The organism is Ruegeria sp. H8 (assembly GCF_056532905.1).
On the sequence record NZ_JBQFNY010000001.1, the window covers coordinates 978,357 to 993,313 of the forward strand.

Here is a 14,957-nt window from a genome sequence, read left to right on the forward strand (position 1 = left end):
AGGAGACCATGAAAGCCTTTCTTGCCGCGGTCGCCGCAATGGTCGTCATTGCAGTGGCAGCCCCTGTCGTGCTGGATCGGATCGGATTCACCGCCGCCGACGCCACGTCCGGCTCTGCCGTTCGCCTCGACTGAATGTCGCAATACCTGACCACCCGCGAACTGGCCGATTTGCTGCGCATCGGCGAGCGCAAAGCCTATGATCTTGCCTCCTCGGGCGAGGTGCCCTGTGTTCGCGCCATGGGCAAGCTGCTGTTCCCGCGGGCCGAGATCATTGCTTGGCTCAACGCGTCGCGATCCGGTCCGCAGGTCGCCGAACCGCCCCTGCCTCCGATTGTAGCAGGCAGCCATGATCCTCTGTTGGACTGGGCGCTGCGTGAAAGCGGATCGGGGCTTGCCACCTATTACGACGGCTCCTTTGACGGGCTGACACGGCTGAGCGAACGCAGCGCACAGGCGGCCGTGTTGCATATCCACGAAGACGGAGGGTTCAACGAAAAATCCCTGCGGGACGCCTTAGGCGAAGGGCCGGTGGTGTTGTACGAAATCGCCCGACGCAAGCGCGGGCTGCTTCTTGCCCCGGGCATATCGGATATCAAATCGTTCAAGGATCTCAAATCGCGCCGCGTGATCATGCGTCAGGACAGTGCGGCCAGCCAACACCTGTTCGATAGCCAACTGGAAGCCCATGGCATGAGCCGAGACGATCTGGACGCAACCCCCGGCTGCGCGCGCACCGAAGAGGAACTGGCCATCGCCCTTCACGGCGAAAAGGCCGAGGCCGGCTTTGGGCTGGGGGCTTTGGCAGGGCTTTACAACCTGGGTTTCGTCCCCACCCATTCCGAGAGGCTGGATCTGGCGATTTGGCGCAGGTCATATTTTGATCCGCCAATGCAGAAACTGATAACGCTGCTGCGCTCGGATCAATTTGCGCAAAGGGCCCGTGAATTCGGTGGCTACGACCTGTCGGGCCTGGGCACGATCCACCACAACGGTGCCAGCGGTTGAGCCCTCATCCGCCTTTTACCTTGTCAGGATGCGCCCGCCGCAGGCCGGCTTAGTCGGCGTTCGGAAAGAACACCTGCTGCCCGTCCAGCCTGAACGACGCAATCGCCTCCTGCCCGTCCGGCCCCGTCAGCCAGTCGATGAAACGCTGGCCGGCCGTCGCCCGCACATGCGCGTGCTTGTCAGGGTTTACAAGAATCACGCCGTATTGATTGAACAGGCGCGGATCCCCTTCGACCAATACCTCAAGATTTCCGCGGTTCCCAAAAGACAGCCACGTGGCCCGATCCGTCAGCGTATAGGCATCCATTCCACTGGCCACGTTCAGCGTCGCCCCCATACCAGATCCGGTCTCGCGATACCACGTACCCGAAGCTTCGGTAGGGTCCAGCCCGGCCGCGGACCAATAGCCCAGTTCAGCCTTGTGTGTTCCGCTGTCGTCACCGCGTGATGCAAACGGCGCTTCGGCCTCGGCGATTTTCGACAGCGCGGCCAACACATCGGCGCCGCCGCGAATTCCGGCAGGGTCAGACTTGGGGCCGACCAGAACGAAATCATTGTACATCAGATCCTTCCGCTCTACGCCCCAACCGTCAGCAACGAATTTCTCCTCGGCTGGTTTGGAGTGAACCAAAAGAACATCCCCGTCCCCGTTGATGGCGTTGCGAATGGCCTGACCGGTTCCAACCGCCACGACACGGACATCGATACCTGAATCGGCTTCGAACCACGGCAGAATGTATTCCAACAGTCCCGAGTTCTGTGTGGACGTGGTCGACTGCACCACAATAAACGGCTCTTCCGCCGAAACCGCGCTGGTCAACAGGCCCAAAGCCACCGCCGCTGCCCGAATTGCTTTTCGGAACATCACTCTCTCCGCTTTCTCAGTTTCAAGTAACCAATCCGCCCGCTAAATAGCGGCGCGACGCATCGCTTTCGGGTGAATCCAAAACCTGTTTTGCGACACCATGTTCCACGATATGCCCGCCCTGCATCATGACCACGTCCGAGGCCAAACGACGTGCTTGACCGATATCATGCGTCACCATCACGATCCGCACAGCCCGAGCCGATGCCCGCAATATCATTCGTTCGATCATCTGGGTCGCGCTGGGATCCAGAGCGCTGGTGGGCTCGTCCAGAAACAAGGTCTCGGGGTCCAGCGCCAGCGCACGGAGAATCGCCAATCGCTGCGCTTCTCCCCCGGACAATGACCGCGCGGGTTGTCTGGCCTTGCCGTCCAGCCCGCCTTCGGCCAGCAATTCGGCGATACGGGCCTTACGGGCCCTTCGCCCCATGCCTTGACGCTTGAGAACGAAGTCAAGGTTTGCCGCAACCGATCGACGCAGCAGAACCGGTTTCTGAAACACCATGGCCTGGCGGGCTTTCTGTGCCGCGCCCAGCGGTTTTCCATCCTGGACGACCTGCCCCCGATCCGGCGTGATCAGCCCGTGAAGACAGCGCAGCAGCAGGCTTTTGCCTGCACCGTTGGGGCCAAGAATCAAGGTTGGCCCCGGCCCATCCAGAACCAATGACGAGACATCCAACAACGCCTTGCCGTTACTGCGGATTTGCAGGTTCTCGACCTTCAGGCAATTCACCGCGTCGCAGAACAGGTCACGCATGACGCACCCCTTCCCGTTCGGCCCGCAGGCTGACCGCGCTGACCATCGCGTTCACGGCCACCGCGATCCCGATCAGAATTGCCCCCAGCGCCAGAGCCAGCGCCAGATTTCCCTTCGACGTCTCCAACGCGATCGTCGTCGTCATCACGCGCGTCACATGATTGATGTTGCCGCCCACGATGATCACCGCGCCGACCTCGGCAATGGCGCGCCCAAACCCCGCAAGCAAGGCGGTAACCAGTGCCAGCCGCGCATCCCAGAGAAGCACGGGAACCGATGCAAGCCGCGACACGCCCAGTGATCGCAGCTGTTCGGAATATTCCTCGGCCAGCATTTCGACCACCTGCCGGGTCAATGCCGCGATAATGGGAGTGACCAACACGACCTGCGCAATGATCATGGCCGTCGGGGTATACAAAAGCTCTAGCACACCCAACGGGCCCGAGCGGGACAGCATCAGATAGACCAGCAGCCCCACGACCACGGGCGGGAACCCCATCAGGGCATTCATCAGAACGATCAGCATCCGCCGCCCCGGAAACCTGGCCACAGCCAGAGCGGCACCGACGGGCATGCCGATCAGGGCAGAAATCAGAACCGCAAACACGGATACTTTCAGGGACAACAGCACAATCGCCCACAGCTCTGAGTCTCCCTCAAAGATCAGCGCGATGGCAGAGTTGAATTCTGATGCAAATCCCTGCATTTTATCCCGTGAAATTCACATTTCGTATGAAATGCGTTCGTTTACAGGCAAATACTACTCTGATTTCAGGTCGAGTACAGACACATATCCGGCATTTAGAATGAAAAACGCGGCCCCGCTTGGGACCGCGCTTCAATTCCCAAAGGAAAGGCTGAGATCAATTCAGTGCAGCATCGGTGATCTGATGTGTCCAGGCCCCTTCGGGCTTTTTGGTAATAACCGGATCAGACCCGCCTGCCAGCAATGTGTTGACGGTGCGGTCGAAATCAGCCGGGTCCAGCGCGCCGTTCGACCCTGCGGTCAACTTGGCGATCTCACCCATCATACGCTTTTGGTGCTCTTCCGTCTGGGCACCGGTTGCATCGTTTTCCAGAACGATTTCCGCCGCTTCGTCCGGGTTCTCCTCGGCATATTTCCATCCCTTCATCGACGCGCGAACAAACCGCTCCATCTTGTCGGCGAAAGCCGCGTCGCTCAGGTTCTCTTCCAGCACATAGAGACCGTCTTCCAGCGTTGCCACGCCCTGGTCTTCGTATTTGAAGGTCACCAGCTCATCCGGGCTGACACCGGCATCGATGACCTGCCAGTATTCATTGTAGGTCATGGTGCTGATGCAATCCGCCTGACGCTGAAGCAACGGGTCGACGTTGAAGCCCTGCTTCAGAACTTCCACTCCGTTTTCGCTTTTGCCATCGGTGCTGATGCCCAACTGGCTCATCCAGCTCATGAAGGGAAACTCGTTGCCAAAGAACCAGACACCCAGCGTGCGGTTTTTGAGGTCTTCGGGCGACGAGATCCCGGCGTCTTTCCAGCAGGTCAGCATCATGCCCGAGCTTTTGAACGGTTGCGCGATGTTCACCAGCGGCAGCCCTTTTTCACGGGCAGCCAGCGCGGCAGGCATCCATTCGACGGTCACATCGGCGCCACCGCCTGCAATCACTTGCGTCGGAGCGATGTCAGGCCCGCCGGGCAGAATGGTGACGTCCAGCCCCTCTTCTTCGTAAAAGCCCTTGTCCTTGGCAACATAATAGCCCGCGAACTGTGCTTGCGTGACCCATTTCAGTTGCAATGTCACCTCATCCGCCGCCAGCGCCGCACTGGCTGCCAGGCTAAAGGCGGCAACCGCCCCGCTTAGTAGCTTGTTCATCTTCACTTCTCCTAGTTGCTTGTTGTGCCCCAATTTCGGGGTCTGTTGATTTCTTTGTTTTATCCGCGCTGTGACGGGTGCCAGAAGGTCACCACTTTTTCGATCCCCGCCACCAGCCCATAAAAGGCCGTGCCGGCCAGTGCCGCAACAACGATTTCGGCCCAAACCATGTCCAAAGACAATTGCCCGACGCTGGTAGAGATCCGGAACCCCATACCAAGTGTCGGTGAACCGAAGAACTCGGCCACGATAGCGCCGATCAGAGCCAAAGTGGTGGAAATCTTCAATCCATTGAAAATGAAAGGCATCGCTGCGGGCAAACGCAGTTTCATGAAGCTCTGCCAATAGGTTGCGGCATAGGTCTCCATCAGATCGCGCTGCATCGAGGTGGCTTCCCGCAGGCCTGCCACGGTGTTGACGAGCATCGGAAAGAACACCATCACAACCACCACCGCCGCCTTGGAGTGCCAGTCGAACCCAAACCACATCACCAGAATGGGGGCGGTTCCGACAATCGGCAGGGCGGCCACGAAATTCCCGACCGGCAACAGGCCCAGGCGCAGGAAATCCCAGCGATCCACCGCAATCGCCATCAGAAAGGCCGCGATGCACCCGATGACATAGCCGCTGAGCGCGCCCTTGATGATGGTCTGCAAAAAGTCAGCCCACAGGATCGGAAGGCTGTCCGCAAACCGCACCGCAATGACCGATGGCGCTGGCAGGATGACCAGAGGAACCTCAAGCCCGCGCACCAGAAGCTCCCAGATCCCGATGACCGTCAGGCCAAAGATCAGCGGGGCCAGAAACCGCACCATTCGGGTGTCAGCATAAGGCCCGCTGGCCAACCGGCTGTTCAACCACCAGCCCAAAAGCCAAAGCAGGACAGCACACAAAACCAGTATCATTGCGCCATCCCCATCCGTTTCAATACGGCCCGTTCAATCAGCCCCAGCAGCCCGACCAGGCACGCCGCCAGAATGGCAGCCGCGAATAAAGCCGACCAGATCTGTACCGTCTGACCGTAATAGCTGCCGGCAAGCAACCGCGCGCCCAGACCGGCAACAGCCCCTGTCGGAAGCTCACCAACAATGGCGCCGACCAGCGACGCGGCGATCCCGATTTTCAGCGAAGTGAACAGATACGGCATGGATGCCGGCAGGCGCAATTTCCAAAAGCCCTGAGACCGGCTGGCGTTATACGTCCGCAACAAGTCCAGCTGCATCGCATCGGGGCTGCGCAGGCCCTTGACCATGCCGACGACAACCGGAAAGAAACTCAGATAGGCCGATATTATCGCCTTGGGAATGATGCCCTGGATACCAACGGAATACAGCACCACAATGATCATCGGCGCCAGCGCGATGATCGGAATGGTTTGACTGACAATGGCCCATGGCATGACCGACAGGTCCATCACGCGGCTATGCACGATACCCACGGCCAGAAGGATCCCCAGGCCGGTGCCAATCGCAAATCCCAGCATCGTCGCGCTGAGCGTGACCCAGCCATGATAGATCAGCGACCGTTTCGAAGTGATCTTTTTCTGGACCGTCGTTTCCCACATTTCCACGGCGACCTGATGCGGGGCCGGCAAACGAGGCCTGTCCTGTTCCCACGTGGCCGGGATGGCGAATGTGTTGTTCAAAACAAGACCAACCTCAGACATGTCCCGCCGGTCCTTGGCGGATGGCGGCTGCACGATGGCCCCCGCGCGTTCCTGTTCGGTCAACACGCCCTTTATGTTCATCGGAATACAGGCCACGTACCAGAACAGAACAATTGCGGCGATGACGGTGAATACGGCGGTGACCTGCTTCATGCACGCCACTCCATCCGATAGACGGGCACGGTATCCGGCGGCACAGGGGGTTCCTCGGCCGTCACTTCAAACCCTTCACGGCGATAAAAACGTTGCGCCGCCGTATTGGGCCGGTGCGTCGTCAGCCAGAGAAAATTTCGGCCCTCTTTTGCTTTGTCTACAAGGCGCTTGCCGATACCCTGCCCCGTCCGGCTGCAATACAGCGCGCCGATTTTATTCTGTACCGGGTCCACTGACATGTAGCAATCGACCGGATCACCTGCGACCCACATTTCGCGGCTGTCGAATGCGTCACTGATCAGCTTTGCCAGCTCGTCGACAGGAAGTTCGTCGGGCATCCAGTCCGTTTGCGTGGCCCAGTCATGAACAACCCTGGCGCAGGCAGGCACATCGTCTGGCGCCGCGCGCCGGATCTTATCCGCATTCAGCTCAACCGTCATTGGAATGCCCACCCCGCAAACCTTCGCGCACCCGATGCGCGACCTCGATGAATTCCGGGGTGTCGCGAATGTCCAGCGGCCGTTCCTTGGGCAGCGGGCTGTCAATCACATCGGCGATCCGCCCGGGCCGTGGGCTCATCACCACGATCTTTGTACTCAGATAAACCGCCTCGGGAATCGAATGCGTCACAAATCCGATCGTCTTTTCCGTACGCGCCCAAAGCTCAAGAAGCTGCTCGTTCAGATGGTCCCGCACGATCTCATCCAGCGCCCCGAACGGCTCGTCCATCAGCAGGATATCCGCGTCGAACGCAAGGGCCCGAGCAATACTGGCCCTCTGCTGCATCCCACCGGACAGCTGCCAGGGAAACTTGCCGCCAAACCCTTCCAAATCAACTAGTTCCAGAACCTTTCTCACCCGCTCATTCTGTTCGGCAGCAGGGTATCCCATGATCTCAAGAGGCAGTTTTATGTTCTTTGCAATGGTGCGCCAAGGATATAGGCCCGCCGCCTGAAAGACATACCCGTACGCCCGGTTTCGACGCGCCTCATCAGGCGTCATGCCATTGACGGTCAGCGTCCCGCCCGTAGGAGTCTCAAGGGCTGCGATACAGCGCAGAAAGGTTGTTTTGCCACAGCCGGACGGCCCGATGAAACTGACGAAATCGCCCTTGTCGATTGTCAGGTTCACGTCTTTAAGCGCGTGTATTGGCCCATCATTGGTCTGGAATGTCAGTTCCAGCTGCCTTGCCTCGATGACGGGCTGGGTCGTGCTTTCAGTGTTCATTTTATTGCCTTGAAAAGAGTGGTGTCAGGGCCGCCAGCAAAGCGGCCCCAACTGATCAAACACCGGTCGCCGGAATTCCTGTCCGCTCGACGGGTCTTGGGGCGGTCAGCTCTTTCCAGGTACTCAGCGCCTTGTTGACGGTGGTGTTCGCCTCACGCGCGACAAAGTCCCCATGACCTTCCTGCGTCCGGATTTCACCGTCATGCACCGCCACCTGACCCCGCGTCAGAGTAAAGCGCGGCAGACCTTTGACCTCCTTGCCCTCGAACACATTGTAGTCGATCGAAGATTGCTGCGACGCGGCGCTGATCGTTTTGCTTTTCTCAGGATCCCAGACAACAAGATCAGCATCCGCCCCGACCAGAACGGCACCCTTTTTAGGATAGCAATTCAATATCTTGGCAATATTTGTTGAAGTAACAGCCACGAATTCATTAGGTGTCAGACGCCCAGTATTGACCCCATGTGTCCACAACATCGGCATCCGGTCTTCCAGCCCGCCGGTGCCGTTCGGGATCTTGGTGAAATCCCCGACGCCAAAGCGTTTCTGTTCGGTTGTAAAGGCGCAATGATCAGTTGCAACCACGCTCAGCGTTCCCGATTGCAGGCCATTCCACAGGCTGTCCTGATGCTGTTTGTTGCGGAACGGAGGGCTCATGACCCGTCGCGCCGCGTGGTCCCAATCCTGATTGAAATATTCGCTTTCGTCCAATGTCAGGTGCTGGATCAGGGGTTCTCCCCACACCCGCTTGCCCTGCATTTTTGCCCGGCGGATGGCTTCATGCGCCTCTTCACACGAGGTGTGTACAACATACAGCGGCACACCCGCCATATCCGCGATCATGATCGCCCGGTTGGTGGCTTCGCCTTCCACCTGCGGCGGGCGCGAATACGCATGTGCTTCGGGGCCGGTATTGCCTTCGGCAAGCAGCTTGGCGCTCAGCTCTGCCACCACATCCCCGTTCTCGGCATGTACCAGCGCGGTACCGCCAAGCTCGGCAAGACGCTTGAACGAGGCAAACAGCTCATCATCATTCACCATCAGCGCGCCCTTGTAGGCCATGAAATGCTTGAAGGTGTTGATACCGCGCGTCTCGATCACGGTTTTGATGTCGTCGAACACCTGTTCCCCCCACCAGGTCACCGCCATATGGAACGAATAGTCACAATTGGCCCGTGTCGACTTGTTGTCCCAACGTTTCAGCGCATCCAGCAGGCTTTCACCCGGATTGGGCAGTGCAAAATCGACAACCATGGTGGTGCCGCCCGCCAGGGCCGCCCGCGTCCCGCTTTCAAAGTCATCACTGGAATAGGTGCCCATGAACGGCATTTCGAGATGGGTATGAGGATCAATCCCGCCCGGCATCACAAAACAGCCGGTTGCGTCCAGTTCCTTGTCCCCCGTCAGGTTCATACCGATTTCGGTGATCACGCCGCCCTCGACCAATACATCCGCCTTGTAAGTCAAATCCGCGGTGACGACGGTTCCGTTTTTGATGACAGTACTCATTTTGAACTCCCTGATGCGGTCTGCGCCGCTTGCTTCATCTGGCCAAAAATATCCCGGGGGAGTCGCCCTTGGGGCGACGGGGGCAGCGCCCCCTATTCCACGATTTCGGCAGTCTCGACCACGGCATGCAGCAGAACATCCGCCCCGGCTGCGGCCCATTCCTTGCTGATTTCTTCGGCTTCATTGTGGCTCAGCCCGTCTACACAGGGGCACATGATCATCGCGGTCGGCGCAACCCGGTTGATCCAGCAGGCATCATGCCCCGCGCCCGAGATGATATCAGTGTGCGAATAGCCCAGCCGTTCGGCCGCGTTTCGCACGGCCGATACGCAAGCATCGTCAAATTTCACCGGATCGAACCCGCCGACTTTCTCGAATTCGATCTGAAGGCCCATCTCGTCAACGATGTCCTCGGCAGCCACCCGCAGGCGGTTTTCCATGTCGGTGATCACCTCCAGCTCGGGCGAGCGGAAATCGACCGTAAACACCACCTTGCCCGGGATCACATTGCGTGAGTTCGGGTAGACATCGATATGCCCCGCCGCGCCCACCGCATGCGGAGCATGTGACCATGCGATCTCGTCCACCTTCTCCAGGATCCGCGCCATGGCCAGCCCGGCATTCTTGCGCATCGGCATCGGTGTCGATCCGGTATGCGCGTCCTTGCCCGTTACCGTGATCTGCGTCCAGCTCAGCCCCTGACCATGGGTGACGACGCCAATATCCTTGCCTTCGGCTTCAAGGATCGGGCCCTGTTCGATATGCAGTTCAAAGAACGCATGCATCTTGCGGGCGCCCACCTCTTCATCACCACGCCAGCCGATCCGGTTCAGCTCATCCCCGAACTTTTTGCCCTCAGCATCTTCGCGGTTGTATGCCCAGTCTTGCGTGTGCATCCCGGCAAATACGCCCGAGGACAGCATCGCCGGCGCGTAACGCGTGCCTTCTTCGTTTGTCCAGTTGGTGGCGACGATCGGATGTTTCGTTTTGATCCCCAGGTCGTTCAGCGTCCGGATCAGTTCCAGCCCTCCCAGGACACCCAGCACGCCATCATATTTGCCGCCGGTCGGCTGCGTATCCAGATGCGAACCCACGTAAACCGGCAGCGCGTCCGGGTCAGTGCCTTCGCGGCGGGCAAACATGTTGCCCATCTGGTCAAGCCCCATGGTGCACCCTGCTTCCTCGCACCATTTCTGGAACAAGGCGCGGCCTTCCGCGTCCTCATCCGTCAAGGTCTGGCGATTGTTGCCACCAGCGACACCCGGGCCGATCTTGGCCATCTCCATCAGGCTGTCCCACAACCTGTCGCCATTGATCCTGAGATTCTGCGCCGGAGCTGCCATGTTCATCTTCCCTGTTTGCTGGCGAGTTGGCTCGCTTTTGATGTCTTGATTTGACCATATGGTCAAACTCACGCTATCACGGGTTCGGTATCAGTCAAGAATTTGCGCGGTTCAGCTGAAATTTTCAGTACGTCCCGCACCTGTTCGACGAAAAAAGAGACACGCTGAAAACATGCCAAAAGACCGCGCACCGACCCGCATTCAGAAAAAGAACCGCGCCGCGATTCTAGATGCCGCCCTGAACGTGTTTTCAGCCCACGGGTTTCGCGGCGCAACCGTAGACCAGATCGCGGCAGAAGCAGGTCTGAGCAAGCCGAACCTGCTGTACTATTTCCCATCAAAAGAAGCGATCCATACTGAATTGCTGTCCGGCCTGCTGGATACCTGGCTGGCTCCGCTGCATGATCTGGATGCCAACGGCGATCCGATGGAGGAAATCCTGGCATACATTCGACGCAAGTTGCAGATGAGTCAGGAGCTACCACGGGAAAGCCGCCTTTTTGCCAACGAGCTTGTGCAGGGCGCTCCGCGTATTCACGATGCATTGTCCAATGACCTCAAGACACTGGTCGACGAAAAGGTCACGATCCTTACCGGTTGGATGGATCAGGGAAAAATCGCGCGGGTGCACCCCTACCACCTGGTGTTCTCGATCTGGGCCTTGACGCAGCACTATGCAGATTTCGATGTTCAGGTTCGTGCAATTCTGGGCAACGAAGATCCGTTCGAGGGTGCAGAAACTTTTGTTGACACGTTGTACCGCAAACTTCTCAGCCCCTGAAAAAAGGGGCCGAAAAAACGGCCCCTTTACGATCTGTCGCAATCCCCTCATTCGGCCGCCTTGGCCATCGGGTTGTTCGGATGCGTCGTCCAGTTCGCATAGGTTGGCTGAACTTCTTTTCCGGTCCGGGGATCAACCTCGCCCGCTGCCATCGGCACCATATCGATGCAGCCTTCGATCGGACAAACATCGACGCAGAGGTTACAGGCGACGCATTCGTCATCCATCACCTCAAAGACGCGGTCCTCGGACATGGAAATCGCCTGGTGGCTGGTGTCTTCGCAGGCCGCATAACACCGGCCACACTTGATGCACTGATCCTGATCGATCTTCGCCTTGGCGACGTAGTTGAGGTTCAGATACTGCCAGTCGGTGACATTGGGCACCGCACGTCCGATCACTTCATCAATGCTGGAATAGCCTTTCTCATCCATCCATTCCGACAGCCCTGCCGTCAGTTCGTCAATGATCTTGAAGCCATAGGTCATCGCAGCGGTGCACACCTGAACGTTGCCGCAACCCAACGAGATGAACTCGGCCGCGTCACGCCAAGTGGTGACGCCGCCGATGCCGGAAATCGGCAGGCCCCGCGTCGCGTCGGCCCGCGCGATCTCGGACACCATCGACAATGCAATGGGCTTGACGGCGGGGCCGCAATACCCACCGTGGCTGCCTTTGCCGTCAATGGACGGTTCAGGGCTGAACGTGTCCAGATTGACGCTGGTGATCGAATTGATGGTGTTGATCAGCGACACCGCATCCGCACCACCGTTTCTGGCTGCCGCAGCCGGTTTGCGGATGTCAGTGATGTTCGGCGTAAGCTTAACGATGACCGGACGGTCGTAATACAGTTTGCACCAGCGCGTGACCATCTCGATATATTCCGGAACCTGCCCCACGGCCGAGCCCATACCACGTTCACTCATCCCATGAGGGCAGCCGAAGTTCAGCTCGATCCCGTCCGCACCGGTTTCTGCCACGCGTGGCAGAATGGCCTTCCATGCTTCTTCCTCACACGGAACCATGATCGACGCGATCAAGGCGCGATCCGGGTAATCGGATTTGACCCGCGCCATTTCCTCGAGGTTCACCTCAAGCGGGCGATCCGTGATCAGTTCGATATTGTTCAGGCCCAGCAAACGGCGGTCGGCCCCGTAGATTGCGCCATAGCGCGGGCCATTCACGTTCACGACCGGAGGTCCTTCTGCGCCAAGCGTTTTCCAGACAACGCCGCCCCACCCGGCTTCGAAGGCGCGGCGCACATTGTATTCCTTGTCCGTCGGCGGCGCAGAGGCCAGCCAGAACGGGTTGGGGCTGGAAATGCCCAGAAAGTTTGTCGTCAGATCGGCCATGGCTTCTCCCTTCCCGGCTCAGCCGGATTTTTTGAATATCATTTCGGTCGGGCGAATACGCCCGGCCTTGAGGTTTTTGACGTAGTTTTGGAACTTTTCGGGCGCCGTTTCCCCCATCATCAGGTGGATTCCCAGCGGCGCTGGTCCGGTCTCGGCTATCTTGGCAAACACGTCTTCGAAGAACTGGATCGCAAACGCAGTGCGGTCTGTTTCGGCAACCAGCTCAAGACCGGCCGCGGACGCGGCGTCTTTGTATACCTCTGGCGCGTGAACAAAGGAGGTTTCCGGCAAAGTGGACCAGGGAAGCGGAAAAGCCAGCGGCTCATCCACCTCTCCGCCCATGACGTCGAACAGGGCAAATGTGCCACCGGTGGCCAGTACGCGTGAAACTTCAGCGAACAGCCCCGCTTTGTCTTCGATATTCATGCCCACATGCATCATGACGGCAAGGTCGAACCCGGCATCCGGCACAGGCATGTCCAGAGCACTGCCAACGTGAAAGCTTGTCTTTTCGGAATGCCCGACCAGATCGCTGAGCGCAGTTGCGGTTTCCACGAACTCGGGCGTCAGGTCGACCCCTGTTACCGTTGAGTCATATTTGTCCACTATGTACCGGGATGTGCCTCCGATGCCGCATCCGATATCCAGAACGCGTGTCGCATGGGTCGGGGAAAGCTGCGCAAACAGGTTGTCGGTCGCAAGAACGCCGCCCGTATGGAATTCATCCCCCGCCTTCAGATCAGCGACCGTGGCCGCATCCGGGTCGATGCCGCTGGCCTCCAGCGCCGCGCGGACGCGTTCGGTCAGTGCACCGGTGGTATAGTGTTGAGCAACGGCTTGTTCGATCTGGGACATGGGAACACCTCAGCAGCGAAAGGAATGGGGTGAATACCCCACCCTATCACGAAACGAGCATCGCGTGGATGTCCATCGCCGCGTCCCGACCTTCGGCAACGGCCGTTACGGTCAGATCTTCGCCGCCCGCAGCGCAGTCACCACCAGCCCAGACACCAGCCAAGGAGGTTCGGCCAGCGCCGCTGATGGCGATCTTGTTGCCATCCAGCGTCAGGCCTTCGGGTGCGCCCTCCAAGGTCTGTCCGATGGCCTTGAGAACCTGATCGGCCGGCAAGCGGATCGTTTCTCCGGTTCCGATCAGCTGACCGTTCTGGCTGGATGTATATTCCAGCTCGATCTCGGTCGCGGTACCATTGCCGTGGATGGCCACCGGCTGAACATTGGTCATGATCCGAACGCCATGCGACGCTGCCAGGTCCTGCTCGTACCGGCTGGCCCCCATGGCATCCCGGCCGCGGCGATAGGCAATAGTGACGTTTTCGGCGCCCAGAAGCTTGGATTTCACGGCGGCATCCACAGCTGTCATGCCCCCGCCGATGACGACCACATTCCGTCCAACGGGCAGATCGGCAAGGTCGCTGGCCTGCCGCACGTCTGATATGAAATCGACCGCGGCCCGCACACCGTCCTTGTGGACACCGCCTGCACGCAAGGCGTTGACACCGGCAAGACCAATGGACAGAAACACCGCGTCGTAGTTTTCGACCAGCCCATCCAATGAGATGCTTTCGCCCAAAACCGAACCGGTCTCGATTGCAATCCCTCCGATTTTCAGCAGCCAGTCCACCTCGGCCTGTGCAAAATCGTTGGTCGATTTGTAGGCTGCGATACCATATTCATTCAGGCCGCCGGGTTTGGGCTTGCTTTCGTGGATCACCACGTCATGGCCCAGCATCGCCAGCCGGTGGGCACAGGCCAGACCCGCAGGCCCGGCCCCCACAACGGCAACTGTCTTGCCGGTCGAAGGCGCACGTTCAAACGGATGCACACCCGAGGCCATGATTTCATCGGTAGCGAAACGTTGCAGGCGCCCGATCTCAACCGGCTTGCCCTCGGCGGCTTCGCGAACGCAGGCCTCTTCGCACAGCGTTTCGGTTGGACAGACCCGAGCGCACATTCCGCCCAGAATATTCTGTTCCAGAATCGTGCGCCCTGCTGATTGCGGTTGACCGGCTTGAATCTGGCGAATGAACAACGGGATATCGATATCCGTTGGACAGGCCGTCACGCATGGCGCGTCATAGCAGAAATAACAGCGATCTGCGGCTACTGCGGCCTCATGCTGCGCAAGCGGCGGATGCAGATCGGTGAAATTCGAGGTCAGCTCATCGCTTGAAAGCCGCCCGGCTACGATACCGGGTGCCATCTGGCCCTGTGCCATCACTCTACTCCCTGTAGATATGTTTGTTATGCTCTCAGCTTGCCACAAATAATTTTTTTATCAATTGGTAAAATTTGCCAAATGGTCAAAAAAATAAAAAGCCATGCAAAAACAACCTTGTTTTTGGGCACTTCGCTTAGGAATTAAGCACGAAAAGCGTTGAATCATTGGGTCCGAAGGCAGGATTTGCCCACGAAAGGGCTGTGC

The 14,957-nt window shown here is 58.7% G+C and carries 16 protein-coding genes; 3 read left to right on the plus strand and 13 right to left on the minus strand.

The features are described 5' to 3' along the window. Positions 1-8 precede the first annotated feature (8 nt). Both ACR0A2_RS04820 and ACR0A2_RS04825 read left to right on the plus strand, forming a co-directional pair. On the plus strand, positions 9-134 hold the full coding sequence (locus tag ACR0A2_RS04820; RefSeq protein ID WP_256367747.1) for a hypothetical protein: 126 nt from the start codon (positions 9-11) through the stop codon (positions 132-134). After that, positions 135-1,007 (plus strand): substrate-binding domain-containing protein, encoded by an 873-nt coding sequence (locus ACR0A2_RS04825; protein WP_480834210.1) that lies wholly within the window; start codon positions 135-137, stop codon positions 1,005-1,007. Positions 1,008-1,056: 49 nt separating this feature from the next. Here the strand turns inward: ACR0A2_RS04825 and ACR0A2_RS04830 are convergent, their stop codons facing one another. The 10 genes from ACR0A2_RS04830 to ACR0A2_RS04875 all read right to left on the minus strand — a co-directional run bounded on the left by ACR0A2_RS04830 (position 1,057) and on the right by ACR0A2_RS04875 (position 10,381). Next, positions 1,057-1,872 (minus strand): ABC transporter substrate-binding protein, encoded by an 816-nt coding sequence (locus tag ACR0A2_RS04830; RefSeq protein WP_171228562.1) that lies wholly within the window; start codon positions 1,870-1,872, stop codon positions 1,057-1,059. Positions 1,873-1,894: 22 nt separating this feature from the next. Next, complete coding sequence (locus ACR0A2_RS04835) at positions 1,895-2,629, minus strand: ATP-binding cassette domain-containing protein (protein ID WP_480618674.1); 735 nt, start codon at positions 2,627-2,629, stop codon at positions 1,895-1,897. Continuing rightward, positions 2,622-3,335 carry an ABC transporter permease gene (locus tag ACR0A2_RS04840; protein ID WP_171228560.1) on the minus strand — a complete coding sequence of 238 codons (714 nt, stop codon included), beginning with the start codon at positions 3,333-3,335 and terminating at the stop codon, positions 2,622-2,624. The genes ACR0A2_RS04835 and ACR0A2_RS04840 overlap by 8 nt, the downstream gene beginning before the upstream one ends. Before the next feature lie 157 nt (positions 3,336-3,492). Further along, on the minus strand, positions 3,493-4,482 hold the full coding sequence (locus ACR0A2_RS04845) for an ABC transporter substrate-binding protein (protein ID WP_152457702.1): 990 nt from the start codon (positions 4,480-4,482) through the stop codon (positions 3,493-3,495). A 59-nt stretch (positions 4,483-4,541) separates the two neighbouring features. Beyond that, positions 4,542-5,387 carry an ABC transporter permease gene (locus ACR0A2_RS04850; protein WP_480834211.1) on the minus strand — a complete coding sequence of 282 codons (846 nt, stop codon included), beginning with the start codon at positions 5,385-5,387 and terminating at the stop codon, positions 4,542-4,544. Continuing rightward, on the minus strand, positions 5,384-6,301 hold the full coding sequence (locus ACR0A2_RS04855) for an ABC transporter permease (RefSeq protein WP_152457700.1): 918 nt from the start codon (positions 6,299-6,301) through the stop codon (positions 5,384-5,386). Before ACR0A2_RS04855 ends, ACR0A2_RS04850 begins: the two co-directional genes overlap by 4 nt. Beyond that, complete coding sequence (locus tag ACR0A2_RS04860; protein WP_480834213.1) at positions 6,298-6,741, minus strand: N-acetyltransferase family protein; 444 nt, start codon at positions 6,739-6,741, stop codon at positions 6,298-6,300. The genes ACR0A2_RS04855 and ACR0A2_RS04860 overlap by 4 nt, the downstream gene beginning before the upstream one ends. Next, positions 6,731-7,528 (minus strand): ABC transporter ATP-binding protein, encoded by a 798-nt coding sequence (locus ACR0A2_RS04865; protein ID WP_480834215.1) that lies wholly within the window; start codon positions 7,526-7,528, stop codon positions 6,731-6,733. The genes ACR0A2_RS04860 and ACR0A2_RS04865 overlap by 11 nt, the downstream gene beginning before the upstream one ends. 55 nt (positions 7,529-7,583) lie before the next feature. Continuing rightward, positions 7,584-9,038 carry a dihydropyrimidinase gene (gene hydA / locus ACR0A2_RS04870; protein WP_152457698.1) on the minus strand — a complete coding sequence of 485 codons (1,455 nt, stop codon included), beginning with the start codon at positions 9,036-9,038 and terminating at the stop codon, positions 7,584-7,586. Between the two features lie 92 nt (positions 9,039-9,130). Continuing rightward, on the minus strand, positions 9,131-10,381 hold the full coding sequence (locus ACR0A2_RS04875; RefSeq protein ID WP_480489964.1) for a Zn-dependent hydrolase: 1,251 nt from the start codon (positions 10,379-10,381) through the stop codon (positions 9,131-9,133). A gap of 172 nt (positions 10,382-10,553) precedes the next feature. Between ACR0A2_RS04875 and ACR0A2_RS04880 the strand changes: the two genes are divergently transcribed. After that, entirely contained in the window at positions 10,554-11,162 is a 609-nt protein-coding gene (locus tag ACR0A2_RS04880) for a TetR family transcriptional regulator C-terminal domain-containing protein (protein ID WP_480834216.1), read from the plus strand. Positions 11,163-11,209: 47 nt separating this feature from the next. Here the strand turns inward: ACR0A2_RS04880 and preA are convergent, their stop codons facing one another. Genes preA through ACR0A2_RS04895 form a run of 3 tightly spaced genes read right to left on the minus strand, consistent with a single transcriptional unit; the run spans position 11,210 to position 14,750 of the window. After that, positions 11,210-12,514, minus strand: a complete 1,305-nt coding sequence (gene preA / locus ACR0A2_RS04885) for an NAD-dependent dihydropyrimidine dehydrogenase subunit PreA (RefSeq protein ID WP_480834217.1) — start codon at positions 12,512-12,514, stop codon at positions 11,210-11,212. An 18-nt stretch (positions 12,515-12,532) separates the two neighbouring features. After that, positions 12,533-13,369, minus strand: a complete 837-nt coding sequence (locus ACR0A2_RS04890; protein WP_480834218.1) for a methyltransferase domain-containing protein — start codon at positions 13,367-13,369, stop codon at positions 12,533-12,535. Between the two features lie 46 nt (positions 13,370-13,415). After that, positions 13,416-14,750: an NAD(P)-dependent oxidoreductase gene (locus ACR0A2_RS04895; RefSeq protein ID WP_480834219.1), complete on the minus strand. Its 1,335-nt coding sequence runs from the start codon at positions 14,748-14,750 to the stop codon at positions 13,416-13,418. Positions 14,751-14,957 lie beyond the last annotated feature (207 nt).

Bases quoted from the DNA above. Each gene is read 5' to 3' on its own strand.
- ACR0A2_RS04820 (WP_256367747.1), top strand. From the start codon at position 9: ATGAAAGCCTTTCTTGCCGCGGTCGCCGCAATGGTCGTCATTGCAGTG.
- ACR0A2_RS04825 (WP_480834210.1), top strand. From the start codon at position 135: ATGTCGCAATACCTGACCACCCGCGAACTGGCCGATTTGCTGCGCATC.
- ACR0A2_RS04830 (WP_171228562.1), bottom strand. From the start codon at position 1,872: ATGTTCCGAAAAGCAATTCGGGCAGCGGCGGTGGCTTTGGGCCTGTTG.
- ACR0A2_RS04835 (WP_480618674.1), bottom strand. From the start codon at position 2,629: ATGCGTGACCTGTTCTGCGACGCGGTGAATTGCCTGAAGGTCGAGAAC.
- ACR0A2_RS04840 (WP_171228560.1), bottom strand. From the start codon at position 3,335: ATGCAGGGATTTGCATCAGAATTCAACTCTGCCATCGCGCTGATCTTT.
- ACR0A2_RS04845 (WP_152457702.1), bottom strand. From the start codon at position 4,482: ATGAACAAGCTACTAAGCGGGGCGGTTGCCGCCTTTAGCCTGGCAGCC.
- ACR0A2_RS04850 (WP_480834211.1), bottom strand. From the start codon at position 5,387: ATGATACTGGTTTTGTGTGCTGTCCTGCTTTGGCTTTTGGGCTGGTGG.
- ACR0A2_RS04855 (WP_152457700.1), bottom strand. From the start codon at position 6,301: ATGAAGCAGGTCACCGCCGTATTCACCGTCATCGCCGCAATTGTTCTG.
- ACR0A2_RS04860 (WP_480834213.1), bottom strand. From the start codon at position 6,741: ATGACGGTTGAGCTGAATGCGGATAAGATCCGGCGCGCGGCGCCAGAC.
- ACR0A2_RS04865 (WP_480834215.1), bottom strand. From the start codon at position 7,528: ATGAACACTGAAAGCACGACCCAGCCCGTCATCGAGGCAAGGCAGCTG.
- hydA (WP_152457698.1), bottom strand. From the start codon at position 9,038: ATGAGTACTGTCATCAAAAACGGAACCGTCGTCACCGCGGATTTGACT.
- ACR0A2_RS04875 (WP_480489964.1), bottom strand. From the start codon at position 10,381: ATGGCAGCTCCGGCGCAGAATCTCAGGATCAATGGCGACAGGTTGTGG.
- ACR0A2_RS04880 (WP_480834216.1), top strand. From the start codon at position 10,554: ATGCCAAAAGACCGCGCACCGACCCGCATTCAGAAAAAGAACCGCGCC.
- preA (WP_480834217.1), bottom strand. From the start codon at position 12,514: ATGGCCGATCTGACGACAAACTTTCTGGGCATTTCCAGCCCCAACCCG.
- ACR0A2_RS04890 (WP_480834218.1), bottom strand. From the start codon at position 13,369: ATGTCCCAGATCGAACAAGCCGTTGCTCAACACTATACCACCGGTGCA.
- ACR0A2_RS04895 (WP_480834219.1), bottom strand. From the start codon at position 14,750: ATGGCACAGGGCCAGATGGCACCCGGTATCGTAGCCGGGCGGCTTTCA.